Here is a 21,020-nt window from a genome sequence, read left to right as displayed (position 1 = left end):
GCGAACGGAGTCGGTTCGGTGAGCGCGAGGAGTGAGCTTGCGAGCCCCGCAGTCGCGAACGGAGTGTCGGTCCGGTGAGCACGACGAGCGGGTCGGCGGGCGTGGCTGGCCGCCCGGGCAGTGTGGTGCTGGTGTTGGCCTCCAGCACCGGCGGGGTTGGCCAGCATGTCCGGTCGGTGGCGCGAGGGCTGGCCGCGGCCGGGCAGCCGGTGCTGGTCTGTGGGCCTGCGGCGACCCAGGACCAGTTTGACTTCGTGTCCGCCGGTGCCCGGTTCCGGCCGGTGGAGATCCCGGCGAGTCCCACCCCGGCCGACGCCCGCGCGGTGAGCGTGCTGCGTCGGCTGCTCGCCGACGAGCAGGTGAGTGTGGTGCACGCGCACGGGTTGCGGGCCGGGCTGGTGGCGGTGCTGGCCCGGCCGGCGGCCCCGCTGGTGGTCACCTGGCACAACGCGGTGCTGGCCGGCGGAGTGCGTGGCGCACTGTCGCGGCTGGTGGAGCGGGTGGTGGCGCGAGGCGCCCGGGTGACCCTCGGTGCCTCCGCCGACCTGGTGGCGCGGGCCGTCGCGCTGGGCGCGGGAGACGCCCGGCTCGCCCCGGTCGCCGCCCCCGAACTGCCCGCGCCGCGCCGCCGCCGGGCCGCCGTGCGCGCCGAGTTCGCTGTCGCCGCCGACCAGCCGCTGATCCTGTCGGTGGGCCGGCTGCATCCGCAGAAGCGGTACGACGTGCTTGTGGACGCCGCCGCCCGGTGGCGGGAGCGCACCCCACCCCCGGTCGTGGTGATCGCCGGCAGTGGACCTGCCTACCTGCCGCTGGCCGCCCGGGTCAGCGCCGTCCGGGCACCTGTCACCCTGCTGGGGCACCGCACCGATGTGGCCGACCTGCTCACCGGTGCCGATCTGGCGGTGGTGACAAGCGACTGGGAGGCCCGTCAGTTGTTCGCGCAGGAGGCGCTGCGGGCCGGCGTACCGCTTGTGGCGACCGCGGTGGGCGGGCTGCCGGAACTGGTCGGCGACGCGGCGGTGCTGGTGCCGCCGGGTGACGTGGACGCGGTCGACGCGGCGGTGCGGGCCCTGCTCGACGACGAGGCGCGTCGCGCCGAGTTGGCGCGGCTCGGCACGGCTCGGGCGTTGACCTGGCCGACCGAGGCGCAGACCCTCGCCCAACTGCTCGCGCTCTACGCCGAACTGGCGCCGGGCCGGGCCGGACCGGCGACGCCGGACGCTGACGCACCGTCGACGGGACGCCGGTGATGCTGCGCCGTATCGCTCCGGTCCTGCTCACGCTGATGGTGGTGGCGCTCGGTGTCACCGCGTTGGCGGCCCGCCCGCATAACCCGCCGGCCCGACAGAGCGCCGACTTCGTGGTTCTCGTCGGGGTGGCCGGGCTGCGGTGGGACGACGTGGACGCGGAGCGTACGCCGACGCTGTGGGGGTTGGCCCGCGAGGGCTCGATCGGGTCGCTGTCGGTGCGTTCGGCGCACCGGCCCACCTGTCCGGTGGACGGCTGGTTGACCCTCGGCGCGGGCAGCTTCGCCGCCTGGCCCGGCAGTCGTGGCGCGGACGGGCAGTGTCCCCCGGTCGACGTGACTGTGGAACAGCCGGACGGCATCGGCGCGAACCTGCCGGACCAGGAGAGCGTCGCCCTGCACAACCAGGAGCGGCTGCCGTGGGGCACGGTGCCCGGTGCGCTGTCGGAGTCGGTGCGCTGCTCGGTGGCGGTGGGGCCGGGCGCGGCGGTGGCCGCTGCCCGGCCGTTCGGTCGGGTCGACAGGTACGCCCCGACGTTGCCCGAGGAGCCGGCCGGGCTGCTCGGTTCGTGTGTGCTCAGCATCGTCGATCTCGGCGTGGTGGAGGGTGCCGACCCGGCGGCCCGGGCGGCGGCGGCCGAAGCCGCGGACGCCCGACTGGCCCGGGTGCTCGACGGTCGTCCGCCACGCTCACTGGTGATCGTCGCCGGGGTCTCCGACACCGAGCAGCCGTCCCGACTGCACGTGGCCGTCGCCGACGGACCGGGCTGGGAGGAGGGCTGGCTGACCTCGCCCAGCACCGGCCGCCGAGGCTATCTGCAACTTATCGACCTGGCCCCGACCGCGCTGGCCGCCCTGGGGCGGCCGATGCCGGACCGGCCGTTTCTGGGCCGCCCCGCGGAGTCTGTCGGCGGCCGGCCGGCTGACCTGTCGGCAGCCATCGCCGAGCCGGCGGACGCGGACCGGGAGGCCGCGGCCCAGCGGGAGGTGGCCGGCGGATTCTTCACTCTGCTCGCCGCCGTCCAGGTGGCCCTCGCCGTGGCGGTGCTGCCGCTGCTGCGCCGTGCCCGGCGGCACGCCGGACCGTACGGACCGAAACCGGTGCCGCGTCAGGTGGTGGCGACGGTGGAGGTGCTGCTGATCGCCGCCGCGCTCGCGATTCCGGCGGCGCTTGTCGCCGAGGCCGCGCCGTGGTGGCGTTTCGCGCATCCGGCGGCCTCGTTCGCCGCACTGACCGCGGTACTGCTGGCCGCGACGACGCTGCTGGTGCGGCTCGCTCCCGGCTACCGCACCACCCTGGGTCCGCTCGGCGCGGTGGCCGGGTTGACCACGTTGGCCGTCGGGCTGGACGTGGTCACCGGTGCCCGGTTGCAGCTCAACGGGGTGGTTGGCTATTCCGCGCTGGAGGGTGGCCGCTATGCCGGCCTCGGCACCGTCGGGCTCGGCGTCTTCGTGGCCGCCGCGCTGCTCAGCGCCGGCTGGCTCGCCCAGCGGGTACGCCGTGGCTGGCGGCCGACCGTGATGGTGATCGTGGGCGGGGCCGCCGTGGTGGTCGTCGGCAGCCAGTACCTGGGTGCCGACTCGATAGGCGCGATCGCACTGACCGCCGGGGTGAGCGTGGCGGCGGCGATCAGCGCGGGTGGCTGGTTGACACTGACCCGGCTGGCCTGGGCGGCCATGGCCGGCCTGGCGGTGACCGTCGGGTTCGCGGTGGTGGATCTGGGTCGGGCTCCGGCGGAGCGGGGGAGCCTCGGCCGGTTTCTCGCCGCGCTCGGCGACGGCACCGGTGGGCTGACCGTGCAGCGTTCCAGCGCGGCGAGTTTCGACACGCTCGTCAACAGTCCCCTGACGGTGCTGGCGCTGGCCGGCGCGCTGCTTGTCTGGTTCGCGCTGCTGCAACCCTGGGGTGGGCTCATGCGGCTGTTCGGCATCTACCCGGCCATCCGGGCGGCGATGGCCGGCACGGCGGTGGCGGCGGTGATCGGCGGTGTGTTGGGCGCCGCGGCGTTGGACGTGGCGGGGGCAGCCGCTGCCGTGGTGGTGCCGATGGCGGCGCTGTCGGCGCTGCGGGTGCTCGACCACTCGGCGGACCGGACCCGGCCGGGGGCGGACCGTCCCGCCGACGGTGGGCCGGCCGGTGGCGGGACGGGTGACGGCGGCCCGGCCGACGGCGGCCCGGACGGCGGTGGACCGGCCGGCGCCGGGCCGGGTGATGGTGGTCCCGGGGAGGACGGATCAGCCGACGACGGGCCGGGCGCGCGGTCGTCGGCCGAGGTCGCGACCGGGTGACCCGGCGGCGGTACCGGGTGCGGCACCAGCGTGCCGTCGGGGAGGTGTTACCGTGGAATCCCGTGGATCGCGTGATCACTTCGCTGATCGGCTCGGCGGTCTGCACGACCGCGACGGACGACACGGGAGCAGGCCTTGGCCCCTTCAGCACGGACGACCAGGCACATATTCGTCACCGGGGGCGTCGCCTCCTCGCTGGGTAAGGGGCTGACCGCCTCCAGCCTCGGCAACCTGCTCACCGCGCGGGGACTGCGCGTGGTGATGCAGAAGCTCGACCCGTACCTCAACGTCGACCCGGGCACGATGAACCCGTTCCAGCACGGTGAGGTCTTCGTGACCGAGGACGGCGCCGAGACGGATCTCGACGTCGGCCACTACGAGCGGTTCCTGGACCGGGCGTTGTCCGGCAAGGCCAACGTCACCACCGGCCAGATCTACTCGGACGTGATCGCCAAGGAGCGGCGCGGCGAGTACCTGGGCGACACGGTCCAGGTGATCCCGCACATCACCAACGAGATCAAGTCACGGATCCTGGCGATGGCCGACCCGGACGACGACGGCCGTACCCCGGACGTGGTGATCACCGAGGTCGGCGGCACGGTCGGCGACATCGAGTCGCTGCCGTTCCTGGAGGCGATCCGTCAGGTCCGGCACGACCTGGGCCGGGACAACTGCTTCTACCTGCACGTTTCGCTGGTGCCCTACCTGGCCCCCTCGGGGGAGTTGAAGACGAAGCCCACCCAGCACTCGGTGGCTCAACTGCGCAGCATCGGTATCCAGCCCGACGCCCTCGTGTGCCGCTCCGACCGGGACATTCCGGACAAGCTCAAGCACAAGCTGTCGCTCTACTGCGACGTGGACGCCGAGGCGGTGATCGCCGCGCCGGACGCGCCGAGCATCTACGACATCCCGAAGGTGCTGCACCGCGAAGGGCTCGACGCGTACGTGGTGCGCCGCCTCGGCCTCTCCTTCCGGGACGTGGACTGGGACGGCTGGGACGACCTGCTGGAGCGGGTGCACCAGCCCCGGCACACCATCACCGTCGCCCTGGTCGGCAAGTACGTGGACCTGCCCGACGCGTACCTGTCGGTGAGCGAGGCGATCCGGGCGGCCGGCTTCGGCCACCGGGCCCGGGTGCAGCTGCGGTGGGTGCCCAGCGACGACTGCGTCACGCCGACCGGTGCGGCGGCGGCCCTGGCCGGGGTCGACGGCATCGTCATCCCCGGCGGGTTCGGCGTCCGCGGCATCGAAGGCAAGATCGGCACCGCCCGGTACGCCCGGGAGAACGGCATCCCGCTGCTCGGGCTCTGCCTGGGCCTGCAGTGCATGACCATCGAGGTGGCCCGGCACCTGGCCGGTCTGGACGGCGCGAACTCCCTGGAGTTCGACGAGGAGGCGGTGCATCCGGTCATCGCCACCATGGCCGACCAGCAGGACATCGTCGCCGGTAAGGGTGATCTGGGCGGCACGATGCGGTTGGGCGCGTACCCGGCGACGCTCACCGAGGGGTCGATAGTCGCCGAGGCGTACGGCAGCACCCAGGTCAGCGAGCGGCACCGGCACCGGTACGAGGTGAACAACGCCTACCGCGACCAGCTCGTCAAGGCGGGGCTGCACATCTCGGGTACCTCGCCGGACGGCCGGCTCGTCGAGTTTGTCGAGCTGGACCGCGACCTGCACCCGTTCTTCGTGGCCACCCAGGCGCATCCGGAACTCAAGAGCCGCCCCACCAGGCCGCACCCGCTGTTCGCCGCCTTCGTCCACGCGGCGGTGACGTACTCGCAGGCCGACCAGCTTCCGGTCGACCTGGACCCCGCCACCGCCGAGCGGGCCACCCGCAACGGCGCCGCGACGAAGGCGGCCTCCGCCTCGTGAGCCAGCGGAGTGAGCGAGCCGTCGAGCACCGTTACGAGGTGCGCTCGCGGGAGCTGCGCTACCGCGGCCGGATCTTCGAGGTGGTCACCGAGGAGGTGACCATGCCGGGCGGTGGCACCGCGGCGCGTGACCTCGTCCGGCACGTCGGCGCGGTGGCGGTGGTGGCGCTCGACGCCGCCGGTCAGGTGGTGCTGATCCGGCAGTACCGCCAGCCGGTGGGTCGGCGGTTGTGGGAGTTGCCGGCCGGGTTGACGGACGTATCCGGGGAGGACCCGGCGGTGACGGCGGCGCGTGAGCTGGCCGAGGAGGCCGACCTCACGGCCGGCCGGCTCGACGTACTCGTCGACGTGCACAGCTCACCCGGCTTCACCGACGAGCTGGTCCGGGTCTTCCTGGCCCGGGAACTCGGCGAGGTGCCGGCGGAGCAGCGGCACGACCGTCACGACGAGGAGGCCGACCTGCAGATCGTCCGGATCGACCTGGACGAGGCGGTAGGCATGGTGCTGGCGGGGGAGATCAGCAACGGACCGTGTGTGGCCGGGCTGCTCGCCGCCGCTCGCGCCCGCGACGCCGGCTGGTCGGGGCTGCGCCGGGCGGACGCCCCGCTGCCCGGCTGAGCGGCAGACACGACGCAGGGGCCGGGCGGCGCACCGCCCGGCCCCTGCGTGCTTTCGTGGTCAGTCGCGCAGCGGCCGGCCCTGTGCGTCGACGCCGCCGTTCACCAGGATCAGGATGCCGTCGACGAGGCCCCAGATGCTGCCGATGCCGCAGGTGACCAGGGTGACGATCAGCTGGATGACGCCCGTCTTGGTGTCACCCATGTAGAACCGGCCGACGCCGAAGCCGCCCAGCAGAATCTGCAGGACGCCCGCGACGACCTTGCTCTTGTCAGAAACGCCCTGGGGGTACCCGGGCTGCATTGGAGGAGTGGTCATGGGGCGACACAATAGTGATCCACTCTTCTGCTGTCCGCACCGGTGTGCACCAGGTGGGACGATGGTGGCCGAACACTGTCCTGACGGCTGATGTGACGTCCACCGCCGGCCCGGTCCGCACACCTGACACATCGTCAACGGGAGCGGCGAGCAGGTGTCACAGTGCAGGCTCCGGTGACCTGCTGTCGCGCCTAGACTGCCGCCGGCGGGACCGGTTGACCGGGGCGGCAATGGGGCCGTCGTGGCGCCGCGCAGTCGGGGTGAACGTGCCCCGAAGAGAGGTGTCTGCATCGTGAAGGTCGGCATCCCACGCGAGGTCAAGAACCACGAGTACCGGGTGGCGATCACGCCCGCCGGCGTCAACGAGTTCACCCGTGGCGGTCACCAGGTCTTCGTCGAGGCCGGCGCCGGGCTCGGATCGAGCATCACCGATGAGGAGTTCGCCGCCGCCGGCGCCAAGATCCTGGAGAGCGCCGACGAGGTCTGGGACGCGGCCGAACTGGTGCTCAAGGTCAAGGAGCCGGTCGCCGAGGAGTACCACCGGATGCGCGAGGGGCAGGTGCTCTTCACCTACCTGCACCTGGCCGCCTCCCGCGAGTGCACGGACGCGCTTGTCGACCGCAAGGTGACAGGCATCGCGTACGAGACGGTCGAGCTGCCGGACCGGTCACTGCCGTTGCTGGCCCCGATGTCCGAGGTGGCCGGACGGCTCGCCCCACAGGTCGGCGCCTTCTACCTGATGCGTACCGGCGGCGGCCGGGGGGTGCTGCCCGGCGGCGTCTCCGGCGTGTACGCGGCCAAGACGGTGGTCATCGGCGCCGGTGTCTCCGGCCTGAACGCCGCCGCGATAGCCCTGGGCCTGCAGTCCGAGGTGCTGCTGCTGGACAAGAACGTCGGCCGGTTGCGGCAGGCCGACGCCATCTACCGGGGCCACCTGCAGACGGTCGCCTCCAACGCGTACGAGATCGAGCGGGCGGTGCTGGACGCGGACCTGGTCATCGGCGCGGTGCTGGTGCCGGGCGCGAAGGCGCCGAAGCTGATCCCCAACGAGTTGGTCTCCCGGATGAAGCCGGGCAGCGTGCTCGTCGACATCGCCATCGACCAGGGTGGCTGTTTCGAGGACTCGCGGCCCACCACCCACGCCGACCCGGTCTACCGGGTGCATGACTCGATCTTCTACTGCGTGGCGAACATGCCCGGCGCGGTGCCGAACACCAGCACCTACGCGCTGACTAACGTCACCCTCCCGTACGCCCTCGAACTGGCCAACCACGGCTGGCGCGAGGCCGCCCGCCGCGACCCGGCGCTGGCGCTGGGCCTGAACACCCACGACGGACAGGTCGTCTACGGCCCGGTCGCCGAGGCGCACGGCCTGCCCACCCTGCCGTTGACCGAGGTGCTGGGCTGACCGACGACCAGGTGACCGGGGGCGAGGCCGGCGAGGACGACAAGCCTTCGCCGGCCCTGCGCCGTGCCGTCCGTGGTTACCTGGACCACCTCACCGTCGAACGTGGACTCGCCGCGAACACGCTCGCCTCGTACCGCCGGGACCTGGACCGCTACCTGGCCTGCCTGGCCGCCGCCGGGGTGACCGACCTGTCGGTCGTGGCCACCGGCGAGATCGAACGCCACCTGGCCCGGTTGCGTGCCGGCGCCGACGGGCACCCGCCGCTGGCTGTCTCCTCGGCCGCCCGCGCCGCCAGCGCGGTACGCGGGCTGCACCGGTTCGCGCTGCGCGAGGGCCTGGCCGGCGTCGACCCGAGCCGCGACGTGCGACCTCCCGCTCCGCCGCGACGACTGCCCCGCGCGCTGCCTGTCGACGACGTGGTCGCCCTGCTGGAGACCGCCGGGCCCGTCGACGCGGCGGGGGACACCGCACCGCTGGCGCTGCGCGACCGGGCGCTGCTGGAGTTCCTGTACGGCACCGGGGCGCGGATCTCCGAGGCCGTCGGCGCGGCGGTGGACGATGTGGACCTCGACGAGGGGGTGACGGTGCTGCGCGGCAAGGGCGGCCGGACCCGCCTGGTGCCGATCGGCGGGTACGCGCTGCGGGCGCTCGGCGCGTACCTGGTGCGCGCCCGGCCGGGGCTGGCCGCCGCCGGCCGGGGCACTCCGGCGGTCTTCCTCAACGCCCGGGGCGGCCCGCTGACCCGACAGGGCGCCTGGACCATCCTGCGCCGCGCCGCCGAGCGGGCCGGGCTGACCGTCGACGGTCCACGCGCCGTGTCGCCGCACACGTTGCGGCACTCGTACGCCACCCACCTGCTCGACGGCGGGGCCGACGTCCGGGTGGTGCAGGAACTGCTCGGCCACGCCTCGGTGACCACCACCCAGGTCTACACCCTGGTCACCGTGGAGCGGCTGCGCGAGGTCTACGCCACCGCGCATCCCCGTGCCCTGAGCTGACCGTCGACGGTGGCTTGTCGTACCCGACCCGCCGGTGACCCGACGGTGCGGCAGCCGGTCCCGCCGGTGCCGGCAATGTGGTGGTGGCCTGACCTGCGGGTGGCCGTTGCTGCCGGCCGACACGCCGAGCGGGTGCCGAACGCCCTGCTCGCCGGTGGCGTACAGTCGGCATCGGCGCGGCCTCGCCGAGGAATCGCCGGGGTGCGCAGCGGCGCCGCAAGGACGTCGGGCGGCTCCGACGCCGGATGGTCGTCGGAAGGGGGCAACGAAGGACATGGCTGGCAACGGTGACCGTGCCGAGACCTGGACGTCGGAGCTCCGCGAGCAGCAGAATTCTCTCAGCGCCGACCTCGGCCCGGCCGACCCGGCGGCCTACACCATGCGTAAGCCCATCCCCGAGCCGATGCCCACCGACCGGCACGGGCCGGCCCGCATCATCGCGATGGCGAACCAGAAGGGCGGGGTCGGCAAGACCACCACGACCATCAACCTCGGTGCCGCGCTCGCCGAGTACGGCCGCAAGGTGCTGCTCGTCGACTTCGACCCGCAGGGTGCCCTCTCCGTCGGTCTGGGCGTCAACCCGCACAACCTGGATCTGTCGGTCTACAACCTGCTGATGCAGGACGACGTCACAGCCGAGGACGTGCTCATCAAGACCGACGTGGCCGGGCTGCACCTGCTGCCGGCCAACATCGACCTCTCCGCCGCCGAGATCCAGCTGGTCAACGAGGTCGCCCGCGAGATGGCTCTGGCCCGGGTGCTCAAGAGCGTCCGCAAGGAGTACGACTACATCCTCATCGACTGCCAACCGTCACTCGGTCTGCTGGCGATCAACGCGTTGACCGTCGCGCACGGCGTGCTCATCCCGCTGGAGTGCGAGTTCTTCAGTCTGCGGGGCGTGGCGCTGCTGTTGGACACCATCGACAAGGTGCGCGAGCGGCTGAACTTCGACCTGGAACTCGAGGGCATCCTCGCCACCATGTACGACAGCCGCACCACGCACTGCCGGCAGGTGCTCCAGCGGGTGGTGGAGGCGTTCGGCGACAAGGTCTACCAGACGGTGATCACCAAGACCGTCAAGTTCCCCGAGTCGACAGTCGCCGGCTCACCCATCACCACGCTCGACCCGGCGTCCTCGGGCGCCCGTAACTACCGTCAGCTGGCCCGCGAGGTGATCGCCGCGCAGGCCGAGCGGTAGGAGGCGCTGAATCGAGGTGTCCCGGCCGTGGACTACCGTCGTCGACGTGAGCGCCCCGCCCCTTGACCCGACCGCCGCAGCGGATCCGCAGCCAGTGGTGGCTGACCCGTCCGCGCCGGCCCCCGGTGCGGCGCCAACGGACGACGCTGAACCGACGATCGCTGCCGCGTCGAATCCGGTGACCCCGCCCGGATCAGCGCAGGCGGCCGAGCCTGCGGACGCCAGCGGTTTCACCGTACGGCTGGCCAACTTCACCGGCCCGTTCGACCTGCTGCTGCAACTGATCGGCAAGCACAAGCTCGACGTCACCGAGGTCGCCCTGCATCAGGTGACCGACGAGTTCATCGCCTACATCCGGGCCATGGGTGACGACTGGGATCTGGACGAGGCGAGCGAGTTCCTGCTGATCGCCGCCACGCTGCTGGACCTGAAAGCGGCCCGGCTGCTGCCCGCCGCAGAGGTCGAGAACGAGGAGGATCTCGCCCTGCTGGAGGCGCGGGACCTGCTCTTCGCCCGGCTGCTCCAGTACAAGGCGTACAAGGAGGCGGCGGCGCACATCGCCGCGCTGGAGGAGGTCGGCGGGCGGCGCTACCCGCGCGCCGTGACCCTCGAACCCCGCTATGCCGAGGCCCTGCCTGACCTGGTCCTCGGCATCGGCCCGCAGCGGCTGCTCAAGCTGGCGGTGCGGGCGATGACTCCGAAGCCGATCCCTGAGGTGTCAGTAGCGCACGTGCACATGGTCCGGGTCAGCGTCCGGCAACACGCAGGCATCATCGCCGAACGGCTGCGCCGGGCCGGCACCGCCAGCTTCTCGCTGCTCTGCGCCGACTGCGAGGCGACCCTGGAGGTGGTCGCCCGGTTCCTCGCCCTGCTGGAGCTGTACCGGCAGGGAGTGGTGGCCTTCGTCCAGGAGCAGGCGTTGGAGGAGCTGACCGTCCGCTGGACGGGACCAGCCGATGGTGGCCCGGCGTTGGCCATCGACGAATACGCCGGCACGCCGCCCGAGCCGTCCACGGAGCCGTCCTCCGGGGCGCCCTCGGAGCCGTCTTCCGGGTTGTCCGCTGAGGCGTCCTCCGGGGCGCCCTCGGACGGCGGGCTGGTAGCGGCTGGCGGTGCTGGTGTCGGCGGTGTTGTTGCTGGTGTCGGGGGTGCTGGGGCCGGCGAGGTTGAGGCGATGGGAACGACCGAGGAGCGAGCTGGATGAGCAACGAAGAGCGGCCGGACTCCCTGGCCGACCAGGCCGCCGCCTGGATCCCACCGTGGCAGCGCCCCGCTCCCGCCCCAGCTCCCACCGACCCCGCCCCAGCTCCCACCGACCCCGCCCCAGCTCCCACCGACCCCGCCCCAGTCGCGGAAGGTGACGCCGCCGATCTTGGTGCGCAGGTGCCCCTCCAGGGGCGGATTCCGTCCAAGATCGAAGGGGTCGGGGAGAGCGCTGGGAGGCGGGGCGGTGATGACGGGGAGACGGGGGAGGAGGTTCCGGGGGAGGGGGTTCCGGGGGAGGGGGCTGCGGGTGCGGGGCGAAAGCGGTCAGGGGCAAGGGTTCGGGCGGTGCCGGAGCCGGCGCCGGACCTCGACGACGCTGAGTTGCGCGGCGCGCTGGAGGCGATCCTGCTGGTTGTCGACGAACCGGTGAGCGAGCTGGTCCTGGCCCAGGTCCTGGAGCAGCCCGCCGAGCGGATCGGCCCGATGCTTGACGAGATAGCCGCCGGTTTCACCGCGGCCGGCCACGGGTTCGAGCTGCGCCGGGCAGCGGGCGGGTGGCGGCTGTACACCCGGCCGGAATACGCCACCTACGTCGAGCGGTTCGTGCTCGACGGGCAGTCGGTCCGGCTGACCCAGGCCGCGCTGGAGACCCTGGCGGTGGTGGCGTACAAGCAGCCGGTGACCCGGTCGCGCATCTCCGCCATCCGCGGTGTCAACTGCGACGGGGTGATCCGTACCCTTGTCACTCGCGGCCTGGTCGAGGAATGCGGCACCGAGTCCGACAGCGGGGCCTACCTGTACCGGACGAGCACCATGTTCCTGGAGAAACTCGGCCTGAACAGCCTCGACGACCTGCCGCCCCTGGCCCCGTTCCTCCCCGACGACGTAGAAGAGCTTGCCGATGCCGCGCGATGACCGCACCCCCCGCCCCGACGCCCCCGTCTACACCGGTCCGGAACGCCTGCAGAAGGTGCTCGCCGCCGCAGGTGTCGGCTCCCGGCGGGCCTGCGAGGACCTGATCTTCCGTCGGCGGGTGACGGTCGACGGGCGGGTGGCGCAGCTCGGCGACAAGGTCGACCCCACCACGGCTGTCATCCACGTCGACGGCGAGCGGTTGGCGGCCGACACCCGGCTGGTGTACCTGGCGATGAACAAGCCGCGCGGGGTGGTTTCCACGATGGCCGACGAGAAGGGGCGTACCGCGCTCGCCGACTTCCTCGGCAACCGGGTCGAGCAGCGCGTCTACCACGTCGGGCGGCTCGACGCGGACAGCGAGGGCCTGCTGCTGCTCACCAACGACGGCAACCTGGCGCACCGGCTGATGCACCCCTCCTACGGGGTGCCGAAGACCTACCTGTGCGAGGTTTCCGGGCCGATCCCGCGCAACCTCGGCAAGCGGTTGGCGGCCGGGGTGGAGCTGGAGGACGGCCCGGTGACCGTCGACGCCTTCCGGGTGGTGGACAGTCTGGGGCGTACCGCCCAGGTCGAGCTGACCCTGCACGAAGGCCGCAAACACATCGTACGCCGACTGCTCGCGGAGGTCGGCCACCCGGTGAGCCGGCTGGTGCGTACCTCCATCGGGCCGATCCGGCTCGGCGACCTGCGCGCCGGGCGGACCCGGAGGCTTACCAACGCGGAGGTCGCCGCCCTGTTCAAGGCCGTGGGTGACTGAGGCGGCAGTCGCGGGTACGGCTGAGGGTAGGCTGCCTGACGGCCCGGCCGGTGGTGCTCCAGGACGCCGGGCATGATTGAACATGTGTGGTCAACCGCTCGCGGTCGTCGCTGACGGATCGTGAGGTACGGGCTGAGGAGGACGACGGTGGAGGAAAACGTGCCGGCCGGGCGCTGCGTGGTCGCTGTGGACGGGCCGTCCGGTTCGGGTAAGTCCACCGTCTCCCGACGGCTCGCCACGAGCCTCGGCGGGCGCTATCTCGACACGGGCGCGATGTACCGGGCGATCACCTGGGCGGTGCTGCGCTCCGGCGTCGACCTGACCGACGCGCAGGCGGTGGCGAAGGTCGCCGGCGAGGTGGACCTGCGCATCGGCACCGACCCGGCGGGGTACGGCGTGACTGTCGACGGGGTGAACGTCGAGGCCGACATCCGTGGTCCCGAGGTGACCGCCGCCGTCTCGGCGGTGGCTGCCGTGCCGGCGGTCCGTGCACTGCTGGTGGCCCGCCAGCGCGACATGATCACCAAGGCGGGCCGGATCGTGGTCGAGGGACGTGACATCGGTTCCGTGGTGGCACCCGACGCCGACCTGAAGGTGTACCTGACCGCCTCGGCGGCGGCGCGTGCCGCGCGGCGCAGCGCCGAGGACGCCTCCGACGTGGCGGCCACCGCCGCCGACCTGGCCCGGCGTGACCAGCTGGACTCGACCCGCAAGGCCGATCCGCTGGCCCAGGCGCCGGACGCGGTGGTGCTCGACACCACCGAGCTGGGCATCGACGAGGTCGTGGCGCGCCTGCGGGCACTACTTGCCGAACGGTCAGTGGCGTGACTGACGACGACGGCTGGGTCGAGCTGCGCGAACCGGACCTGGACACCGAGGAACAGACCGGTCCGCAGCCGGTGGTGGCCGTGGTCGGCCGCCCCAACGTGGGCAAGTCCACCCTGGTGAACCGCATCATCGGCCGCCGCCAGGCGGTCGTGGAGGACGTGCCGGGGGTGACCCGCGACCGGGTGCCCTACGACGCGCAGTGGTCCGGTCGGGCCTTCACGGTGGTGGACACCGGCGGTTGGGAACCCGACGCGAAGGACCGCGCCGCGGCGATCGCCGCCCAGGCCGAAACCGCAGTGGCCACCGCCGACGTGGTGGTGTTCGTGGTCGACGCGACGGTGGGCTCCACCGATGTCGACGAGGCGGCGGTGAAGATGCTGCGCCGCAGCGCCAAGCCGGTGATCCTGGTGGCCAACAAGGCCGACAACGCAAGTGTCGAGCTGGAGGCCACCGCACTGTGGTCCCTCGGCCTCGGCGAACCGCACCCGGTGTCGGCACTGCACGGGCGAGGCTCCGGTGACCTGCTCGACGCCATCCTGGCGGCGCTGCCGGAGGCACCGAAGGTCGCCGAGTACCGCCCGCGAGGGCCGCGTCGGGTGGCGCTTGTGGGACGGCCGAACGTCGGCAAATCCAGCCTGCTGAACCGCTTCTCCGGCGAGGAACGGGCGGTAGTCGACGCCGTCGCCGGCACCACAGTCGACCCGGTGGACAGCCTGGTCACCATCGGCGGCGACACCTGGCACCTGGTGGACACCGCCGGCCTGCGCAAGCGGGTCGGCAGGGCCAGCGGCACCGAGTACTACGCCAGTCTGCGTACCGCCTCGGCGATCGAGGCGGCCGAGGTGGCGGTGGTGCTGCTCGACTCCAGCGAGCCGATCAGCGAGCAGGACCAGCGGATCCTGTCCATGGTCACCGAGTCCGGCCGGGCACTGGTGATCGCCTTCAACAAGTGGGACCTGGTCGATGGCGACCGCCGGTACTACCTGGACAAGGAGATCGAACGGGAGCTGCGCCGCATCCCGTGGGCGATCCGGCTGAACCTGTCGGCGAAGACCGGTCGGGCCGTCGACAAGCTCGCCGCCGCCCTGCACCGGGCGCTGGACAGCTGGGAGACCCGCATCCCCACCGCCCAGCTCAACGCGTGGCTCACCGCCCTGGTCCAGGCCACCCCGCACCCGGTGCGAGGCGGTCGGGCGCCACGGATCCTCTTCGCCACCCAGGCGGGGGTGGCCCCGCCGCGCTTCGTGCTCTTCACCACCGGTCCGCTGGACGCCGGCTACCAACGCTTCGTCGAGCGCAAGCTGCGTGAGGAGTTCGGCTTCGAGGGCAGCCCGATCGAGATTTCGGTACGCCCCCGCAAGAAGCTCGGCCCCGGTGGCCGCGGCAAGGCCCACGGCTGACCCGCCGCCCAACCTTGTCCTATGACGCTCCAGGGGGAGTGCGGTGTGTCACCGGCGCGGTCCCGACCGCTGCGGTGACCTCGATCTCCAGGACCGCTCCGGGTAGGAAGAGGCGCTTCACCTCCACCGTCGTGCTGGCCGGCGGGGTGGCCTGCCGGCCAGCGGGGAAGAGGCTCCGGCGTACCGCGGCGTAGGCCGGCAGATCATCCAGGCTGGTCATGAAGGTGCGGATGTGCAGGATGTCGGCGAGAGTCGCGCCGTGCGCCGCGAGGACCCCGCCGATGATCTCGAAGATCCGGGTCGCCTGGGCGCTCGGGTCGCCGGGTGCCACGATCGCGCCGGTGTCGTCGACGGCCACCTGCCCGGAGAGCATGAGCAGCGCACCGCCGTCGAGGTCCAGCCGGGCCACGTGTGCGAAGCGGTCGCCGAACGGCGCGCCCACGGCCGATGGGTTGTCCAGCGTCAGGTTCATCGGTTCTCCATTCTGATGAGGGACGCCACGTCCGCGTGCTGGTCGGTCGCGGCGGTGAGCAGGTGCAGTGCGGCGCTGGCCACCGGGGCGCCCCGCAGCCCCCGAAGTGCCAGGCGGGCATCCTTGACGGCGAGAGCGGTCGAGAAGGACGCACCGGTAGCGGTCGCCCGCCGGACCGCACCGGCCAGCGGCCCGGAGCCGAGAACCTCCAGCGCCACCGCCCGATCCACACCCAGCCGGTCAGCCACGGCGAGCGTGTCGTGCAACGCGCCGAGCGTGGTCAACAGCGCCGTGTTGACCACCAGCTTCAGTGCCGCCCCCGCCCCGACGGGACCGCAGCGTCGGACGGTCCCCAACTCCCGCAGCGCCTGCTCGGCACGGTCCACCACGGCCGCTGGACCGCCGGCGTAGATCGTCAGGCGTCCGTCCGACGCCGCGTCGATGCTGCCACCGACCGGCGCGTCGAGCAGTGAGACCGAGGTAGGCAGCCGCTCGGCGATCCCGACGACCTCATCCGGACCCATGGTGGACATCTGCACCACGATCGCGCCCGGTCGCAGGGCAGCCAGGGTCGAGCCCGAGCCGAACAGTGTGGCTTCGACCGCGGCGGCGTCGGTCAGCAACGTGACGACCACGTCGGCGCCGGCCACCGCGGCCGCCGGGGTCGCGGCGAGATCCGCGCCGGCCGTGGCCAGCGCCGCTGCTCTGGCGGGGGTGCGGTTCCACGCGGTGACCCGGTGGCCTCGCGCCAGCAGCCTCCGCGCGACCGCCGCTCCCATCTGCCCGGTGCCCAGTACTGCGATGTCGGTCATGGCGGCCACGGTAGGACGGCATAGTGTATGCGACCAACGACTGTCTCGCATCGCTGCCATGCGGAGATAGCATGTCGAAGGATGGACACCCAGCTACTGGAGGTGTTCCGGGTCGTCGCGCAGTACGGCTCGGTCACCGCTGCCGCCCGCCAACTGCGCTTCACCCAGTCGGCCGTGTCGCGGCAGATCGCCGCGCTGGAGGCTGACCTCGGGGTACGGCTCTTTGACCGGCTGCCACGGGGCGTGGCGCTCACCGAGGAGGGGCGCACTCTGCTACCGCACGCCGAGGCGATGCTAGACCGCCTGCTGGCCGCCCGGCAGGACCTCGACGAACTACACGGACTCGGCCGTGGTCGACTACGCGTCGGTGCGTTCCCCACCGCAGTCGCGGCACTCGTTCCCCGCGCTCTCGCGTCGTTCCGCATCGCCCACCCTGACGTGGCGCTGTCGCTCGTCGAGGGGAAGACGCCGACGTTGCTGGACAATCTCACCGCCGGAGACGCCGACGTAGCAGTGGTGAGCGCTTCGCCGACAGCACCGCTCGACTCCACCCGTTTCGACCTGCACCACCTGATCGACGAGCGGCTGCTCGTAGCGGTGGCACGCGACCACCGGCTCGCCCGACGGCGCCGGATACGGTTTGCTGAACTGGCTGACGATCCCTTCATCGTGGGTTCGGCCACCGCCGAGGAGACCCTGCTGCGGGCCAGCCTGCCCGAGGGATTCCAACCGCGCGTCGATATCGTCGCCGCGGACTGGACCGGCAAGCTCGGGTGCGTCGCCGCCGGACTCGGCGTCGCCCTCGTACCGGCCCTGGCCGTGCGAGGGACACCGGTCGACGTCACCCTGCTCCGCCTACACCACGAGGATGAGACCGTTCGGCGGATCTTCGCCGCTACCGTTGCCGGACGGTCCCGTCCACCTGCCGTCAGCCGGTTCCTCACCCACCTCGGGCACGCCGCGAGCGGATTCGGCTGACGCGACCAGCCGCCTCGCCCTCGCCAGCCCGGGAGATCCGTCGCGCGGCCACCCCTCCGTACCAGGCGGACCAGTACCGACGCCGCGCCGCTTGTACTGGCCCAGGAGGGGTCGGTGCATACGGTGTGAGCCCTGCGCTAAGCTGTACCGGCTGTCGCGGGGGAGCCCCTGGGGTGGCATCGGGACGTGGCGCAGCTTGGTAGCGCACTTGACTGGGGGTCAAGGGGTCGTCGGTTCGAATCCGGCCGTCCCGACAGCGAGAGGGTTTCCGCAGGTCAGAGACTTGCGGGAGCCCTCTTTCCATTGCTCGGCATGGATGCCTGGTCTAGCACGCCGCTGTTGGACTCCTTGACTCGGGCAGGTTGTCATGCCACTACTGGATCTTCAGAAACTCACCGTCGGGCTCTCCCGGACCTGGGCCGGGTTCCTCCGCGACTGGGACCGCTCGCTGCGGGCCGGGAACTATCCGGAGACCACCCGCTACAACTACCTCCTCGCCGCCGCGCAGCTAGGCCGCTACCTGGGTGACCACTCGCCGGATCCGGATGCCCGGGACGCGGCCGAGGATCCGTGTGCGGTGACGCGGGCGCATGTGGAGGCGTTCCAGGGTTGGATGATCGAGACCAGGTCCGCGTCGACGGCAGTGAACAAACACAAAGGGCTGCAGCAGTTCTTCAAGTGGCTGCTCCTCGACGAGGAGGCCATCGACCGTTCGCCGATGCAGCGGGTGCGGCAGCCGAAGACACCCCGCAAGCTGATCCCGGTCATGCGCGACGAGGACACCAGCAAGCTTCTCGACGCCTGCAAGGGCAAAGGCTTCGCGAACCTGCGTGACGAGGCGTTGATCCGGGTGTACTGCAACACCGGCGCACGCCTGTCGGAGGTCGGCAACCTCCTGGTCGACGACGTGGACCTGAACACGGAGTCGGTGCGTTTCCACGGCAAGGGCGCCAAGGATCGGCGGGTGCGGTTCGGGCCCAAGACGGCCCGGGCGTTGTCGCGCTATCTGCGGGCCCGGGACAAGCACAAGGGCGCCGCCCTGCCGCACCTGTGGCTGGCCGAACGAGGCACCGCAGCGTTGACTCCGAACGGCATCAAGATCCTGCTCAAACGGTTGGGCGCCGCCGCCGGCGTGGCGGACGTGCACGCCCACCGGTGGCGGCACAGCTTCGCCCACGAGTGGAAACGCGCCGGCGGCGACACCGGTGACCTGATGCTCCTGCTCGGATGGACCTCAGAGGACATGCCCCGCCACTACGGCGCCAGCGCCGCCGCCGAACGGGCACAGGAGACACAGGCGCGACTGGGAATCGGCGAGCGCGTATAGGGCGGGGGTCGGCTGGTGCGGTCACCCACGGCCGTGGGTGACCGCGCCGTCCCCGATAGGCTGCGGCGAGTTCTCGGAAAGGGCCGGCGATGACGTGGTACGCGATCGACGAGAGCCGTAGCGAGTTGATGGCGAGCTGGGAAACCGGCTACGGGGCTGTCGCGACTCGGGTCGCGACGCTGCCGGCGGGCGCGACGTCGAGGCAGCGGATGGCCCTGGCAGCCGAGTTGTCACGGCTGTCCGAAGCACTGTGGCGCTGCTACACGCACCCGGCGAGCGCCGCCGACAGCCTGGAACTCAACAGCGAGGGGTGGCGACGAGAGCGGACCCGCAACCAGTTCGCGTCGGTGACGGGGCACATCAGCAAGCCGAACCTGCCCGACGGCGATGGCATGCTGGTCGTCTCGTACGACCCCGTCGAGGAGTACGCCCACCGGGTGGGCCGTTGCCTGCACGCCGCCGCGGACACCGACCTCACCGCAGCCGTCATCACCGACGTCCAGGCCGAGATCGCCGCAGTGGAAGGCGCCGAACTCGGTGACCTGTCGGGACGTTCGATCCAGGCCGTGCAACTCACCCGGCAAGACGCCTCGCCGGTCCAGGTCGCCGCCGCCAACCAGATCCTGACCGACAACCCGCTCGGCGCAGGCGAACTTTTTCTCCACCTCGACCCGACCTCGGCGTGCGTGGCGGCCGCGCACTGGCTGCAGGCCGCCGCCGAGGTGACCTCGGAGCTGTCCGGCACCGCGGTGACCGAAATCGTGATGGAAGCCGACGACATCGAGGCACTACCGCACGCGACGCCGACCGCAGTGCTGGAGCTGATGGAGATCGGTCTGTCGCCCACGCATGTGGTGACCAGCATGATCCGGGACGCCATGGCGGTGGCCGAGGGCACAGCACCTGACATCGATGACCTACGGGACAAAATCGAGGAAGCGGACGAGAACGTGGAACGGTACGCGGCGGACGACCCCGAGGCGCACGCCGAGTTCACGACGATCCGGTTGACCACTCTGGACCCACGTCGTCCCGCCCGCGACATGCTCGAAGACCTTCTCGACGGCATACGTGGCTGCTGGCTCGTCTACCACGAATACGCCGAGCAGCCCGCCGACCCGCAGGACGACGTGACCGACGACGAACGGGACGACGAGATCGACACCGCGTTCAACAACGAGGTACGCGCCCGCGCATTCGCTGACCGGCACCGCCTCAACCTGGAAGGCCGCGACCGATAGCGCCATGCCGGCGTGCGTCAGACGGACATGTCCGAGTGCTGGAAGGTGGCCACCGACAATGATCGGCGCTATCGCCCGGCCAGCCGGTGTTCAAGTCCCCCCTCGGACACAGATTTTCCGCATCGGTGCGCACTTTGAGTGCGCATGCACTGATACTACCGTGCGTTGCCCCGGCAGCGGAGCGCGCACCGCGTGAGCATGTGTTCCGCAATCATCCGCTGGTCATCGACGGCGCAGTTCCGACCAGCGTTATCACCGCCCCCGGTTGGGGTTGGCCCGTATCGGCTCGTCGGTGGAGCCAGGCCTGGCGATTGCCGCGCCGCCGTTCACCAGCAGCCACCTGAGTCAGATCATCAGCGTGTCTCAGGCTGGAGCCCGTTGATCGAGGAACGGGTCCACGCTGGCGTCGATCCCGGTGGCGTGCGCAGGTCCGTGCCGCGGGTGAATCCCGTACGACATCGGAACGGCGGCACGACCACGTCGATCACGAACCCGGCGATGGCCGGCGTGCCGTCTGGGCAGACCTCGATACGCTCCCCGGACCACTCTGTTCACACCGAAGAGGTCGCTGGTTCGATACCAGCATCGCCCACTCTCAGTTCCTGCAGGTCAGAAGCCCGTTCCCGGAGTAGCCGGTAACGGGCTTCGTTGCATGAGCGGCTTACATTGGGAGCAGATTGGGAGCAGGGCGGTTGGTTCTGGATTTCGGACCGCCATAGGCCGCCCGGCTGAGTGGCCTGATTCGCGTCCCGAGCGGGGGCTGTCAGCTAGTCGAGGACTTGGAGCTACCGCTACCGGAACCCGTGTGACGAGAGGATGCCCCGAGCTATGGCTCACGGCCTGGCTGATGGCCGTCGGTCCGGTGGTCCGCCCACTCGCCGGTCTACATTGCGAGGTCGTGTACCAGATCTTCGCCTGTTCGGCGCTGTGGCTGCGGCGACGTACTGCCATGAGACGACACCCGTGAGATGGACCCGGACGATTCGTGACGATCGAAGAACCTACCGGCCACGTCAGGGCCTAGGTTCGCCAACATGTCCGACCTGCGCTCGCGACCGCGTTCGCGGTCTTCAGCGTCCAAGATTCGGCATACCTGTCCTTCGGCGTCGAGGATGCCGGCCGCTGCTGGTTCTTA

General features: G+C 71.5%; 18 protein-coding genes and 1 tRNA gene. 16 read left to right on the top strand and 3 right to left on the bottom strand.

Annotated features, from left to right (window positions below):
* Positions 1-74 precede the first annotated feature (74 nt).
* From Van01_RS30490 to Van01_RS30475, 4 genes are all read left to right on the top strand, one after another.
* Positions 75-1,250: a glycosyltransferase family 4 protein gene (locus Van01_RS30490; RefSeq protein WP_204014950.1), complete on the top strand. Its 1,176-nt coding sequence runs from the start codon at positions 75-77 to the stop codon at positions 1,248-1,250.
* Positions 1,250-3,535 carry a hypothetical protein gene (locus Van01_RS30485; protein WP_204014948.1) on the top strand — a complete coding sequence of 762 codons (2,286 nt, stop codon included), beginning with the start codon at positions 1,250-1,252 and terminating at the stop codon, positions 3,533-3,535. The genes Van01_RS30490 and Van01_RS30485 overlap by 1 nt, the downstream gene beginning before the upstream one ends.
* A gap of 135 nt (positions 3,536-3,670) precedes the next feature.
* A complete protein-coding gene (pyrG, locus tag Van01_RS30480; RefSeq protein ID WP_204014946.1) occupies positions 3,671-5,410 on the top strand; it encodes a CTP synthase in 1,740 nt (579 codons plus the stop codon).
* On the top strand, positions 5,407-6,027 hold the full coding sequence (locus Van01_RS30475) for an NUDIX domain-containing protein (RefSeq protein ID WP_204014943.1): 621 nt from the start codon (positions 5,407-5,409) through the stop codon (positions 6,025-6,027). The genes pyrG and Van01_RS30475 overlap by 4 nt, the downstream gene beginning before the upstream one ends.
* A gap of 60 nt (positions 6,028-6,087) precedes the next feature.
* On the opposite strand, the gene Van01_RS30470 is transcribed toward Van01_RS30475, so the two are convergent.
* Complete coding sequence (locus tag Van01_RS30470; RefSeq protein ID WP_373306309.1) at positions 6,088-6,477, bottom strand: TM2 domain-containing protein; 390 nt, start codon at positions 6,475-6,477, stop codon at positions 6,088-6,090.
* A gap of 160 nt (positions 6,478-6,637) precedes the next feature.
* On the opposite strand from Van01_RS30470, the gene ald reads away from it, so the two are divergent.
* The 8 genes from ald (at position 6,638) to der (ending at position 15,055) form a co-directional block, all read left to right on the top strand.
* Positions 6,638-7,753: an alanine dehydrogenase gene (ald, locus tag Van01_RS30465; RefSeq protein WP_204014937.1), complete on the top strand. Its 1,116-nt coding sequence runs from the start codon at positions 6,638-6,640 to the stop codon at positions 7,751-7,753.
* A gap of 11 nt (positions 7,754-7,764) precedes the next feature.
* Entirely contained in the window at positions 7,765-8,751 is a 987-nt protein-coding gene (locus tag Van01_RS30460) for a site-specific tyrosine recombinase XerD (RefSeq protein ID WP_204014935.1), read from the top strand.
* Positions 8,752-9,025: 274 nt separating this feature from the next.
* Positions 9,026-9,949, top strand: a complete 924-nt coding sequence (locus Van01_RS30455; protein WP_099851725.1) for a ParA family protein — start codon at positions 9,026-9,028, stop codon at positions 9,947-9,949.
* 178 nt (positions 9,950-10,127) lie between these two features.
* Positions 10,128-11,153: a segregation and condensation protein A gene (locus Van01_RS30450; protein ID WP_204014952.1), complete on the top strand. Its 1,026-nt coding sequence runs from the start codon at positions 10,128-10,130 to the stop codon at positions 11,151-11,153.
* Positions 11,150-12,070, top strand: coding sequence for an SMC-Scp complex subunit ScpB (gene scpB / locus Van01_RS30445; protein WP_204014933.1), 921 nt, complete (start codon positions 11,150-11,152; stop codon positions 12,068-12,070). The genes Van01_RS30450 and scpB overlap by 4 nt, the downstream gene beginning before the upstream one ends.
* Positions 12,057-12,827, top strand: coding sequence for a pseudouridine synthase (locus tag Van01_RS30440; protein ID WP_093409729.1), 771 nt, complete (start codon positions 12,057-12,059; stop codon positions 12,825-12,827). The genes scpB and Van01_RS30440 overlap by 14 nt, the downstream gene beginning before the upstream one ends.
* Before the next feature lie 147 nt (positions 12,828-12,974).
* Positions 12,975-13,655, top strand: a complete 681-nt coding sequence (cmk, locus tag Van01_RS30435) for a (d)CMP kinase (RefSeq protein WP_204014930.1) — start codon at positions 12,975-12,977, stop codon at positions 13,653-13,655.
* The gene (gene der, locus Van01_RS30430; RefSeq protein WP_204014927.1) at positions 13,652-15,055 is read left to right on the top strand and encodes a ribosome biogenesis GTPase Der; all 1,404 of its coding nucleotides are present in this window, start codon (positions 13,652-13,654) and stop codon (positions 15,053-15,055) included. Before cmk ends, der begins: the two co-directional genes overlap by 4 nt.
* A 19-nt stretch (positions 15,056-15,074) precedes the next feature.
* Here the strand turns inward: der and Van01_RS30425 are convergent, their stop codons facing one another.
* Both Van01_RS30425 and Van01_RS30420 read right to left on the bottom strand, forming a co-directional pair.
* Positions 15,075-15,527 carry a RidA family protein gene (locus Van01_RS30425; RefSeq protein ID WP_204014925.1) on the bottom strand — a complete coding sequence of 151 codons (453 nt, stop codon included), beginning with the start codon at positions 15,525-15,527 and terminating at the stop codon, positions 15,075-15,077.
* The gene (locus tag Van01_RS30420) at positions 15,524-16,339 is read right to left on the bottom strand and encodes an NAD(P)-dependent oxidoreductase (RefSeq protein WP_204014923.1); all 816 of its coding nucleotides are present in this window, start codon (positions 16,337-16,339) and stop codon (positions 15,524-15,526) included. Before Van01_RS30420 ends, Van01_RS30425 begins: the two co-directional genes overlap by 4 nt.
* 81 nt (positions 16,340-16,420) lie before the next feature.
* Between Van01_RS30420 and Van01_RS30415 the strand changes: the two genes are divergently transcribed.
* From Van01_RS30415 to Van01_RS30400, 4 genes are all read left to right on the top strand, one after another.
* Positions 16,421-17,317, top strand: a complete 897-nt coding sequence (locus tag Van01_RS30415; RefSeq protein WP_204014920.1) for a LysR family transcriptional regulator — start codon at positions 16,421-16,423, stop codon at positions 17,315-17,317.
* A gap of 180 nt (positions 17,318-17,497) precedes the next feature.
* A tRNA-Pro gene (locus tag Van01_RS30410) sits at positions 17,498-17,571 on the top strand.
* Between the two features lie 113 nt (positions 17,572-17,684).
* Complete coding sequence (locus Van01_RS30405) at positions 17,685-18,644, top strand: tyrosine-type recombinase/integrase (RefSeq protein WP_204014918.1); 960 nt, start codon at positions 17,685-17,687, stop codon at positions 18,642-18,644.
* A gap of 89 nt (positions 18,645-18,733) precedes the next feature.
* A complete protein-coding gene (locus Van01_RS30400; protein WP_204014917.1) occupies positions 18,734-19,885 on the top strand; it encodes a hypothetical protein in 1,152 nt (383 codons plus the stop codon).
* The last annotated feature ends 1,135 nt before the right edge of the window (positions 19,886-21,020 follow it).

The organism is Micromonospora andamanensis, from assembly GCF_016863495.1.
GTDB classification, from domain to species: domain Bacteria; phylum Actinomycetota; class Actinomycetes; order Mycobacteriales; family Micromonosporaceae; genus Micromonospora; species Micromonospora andamanensis.
The sequence above is the reverse complement of the archived record's forward strand: the minus strand, read 5'-3'. Positions and strand labels throughout refer to the sequence as shown.

What these genes read in the sequence shown, in the direction of transcription:
- Van01_RS30485 (WP_204014948.1), top strand. Translation starts at nt 1,250, where the DNA reads ATGCTGCGCCGTATCGCTCCGGTCCTGCTCACGCTGATGGTGGTGGCG.
- Van01_RS30470 (WP_373306309.1), bottom strand. Translation starts at nt 6,477, where the DNA reads ATGTGTCAGGTGTGCGGACCGGGCCGGCGGTGGACGTCACATCAGCCG.
- Van01_RS30455 (WP_099851725.1), top strand. Translation starts at nt 9,026, where the DNA reads ATGGCTGGCAACGGTGACCGTGCCGAGACCTGGACGTCGGAGCTCCGC.
- scpB (WP_204014933.1), top strand. Translation starts at nt 11,150, where the DNA reads ATGAGCAACGAAGAGCGGCCGGACTCCCTGGCCGACCAGGCCGCCGCC.
- Van01_RS30440 (WP_093409729.1), top strand. Translation starts at nt 12,057, where the DNA reads ATGCCGCGCGATGACCGCACCCCCCGCCCCGACGCCCCCGTCTACACC.
- Van01_RS30425 (WP_204014925.1), bottom strand. Translation starts at nt 15,527, where the DNA reads ATGAACCTGACGCTGGACAACCCATCGGCCGTGGGCGCGCCGTTCGGC.
- Van01_RS30420 (WP_204014923.1), bottom strand. Translation starts at nt 16,339, where the DNA reads ATGACCGACATCGCAGTACTGGGCACCGGGCAGATGGGAGCGGCGGTC.
- Van01_RS30415 (WP_204014920.1), top strand. Translation starts at nt 16,421, where the DNA reads ATGGACACCCAGCTACTGGAGGTGTTCCGGGTCGTCGCGCAGTACGGC.
- Van01_RS30405 (WP_204014918.1), top strand. Translation starts at nt 17,685, where the DNA reads ATGCCACTACTGGATCTTCAGAAACTCACCGTCGGGCTCTCCCGGACC.
- Van01_RS30400 (WP_204014917.1), top strand. Translation starts at nt 18,734, where the DNA reads ATGACGTGGTACGCGATCGACGAGAGCCGTAGCGAGTTGATGGCGAGC.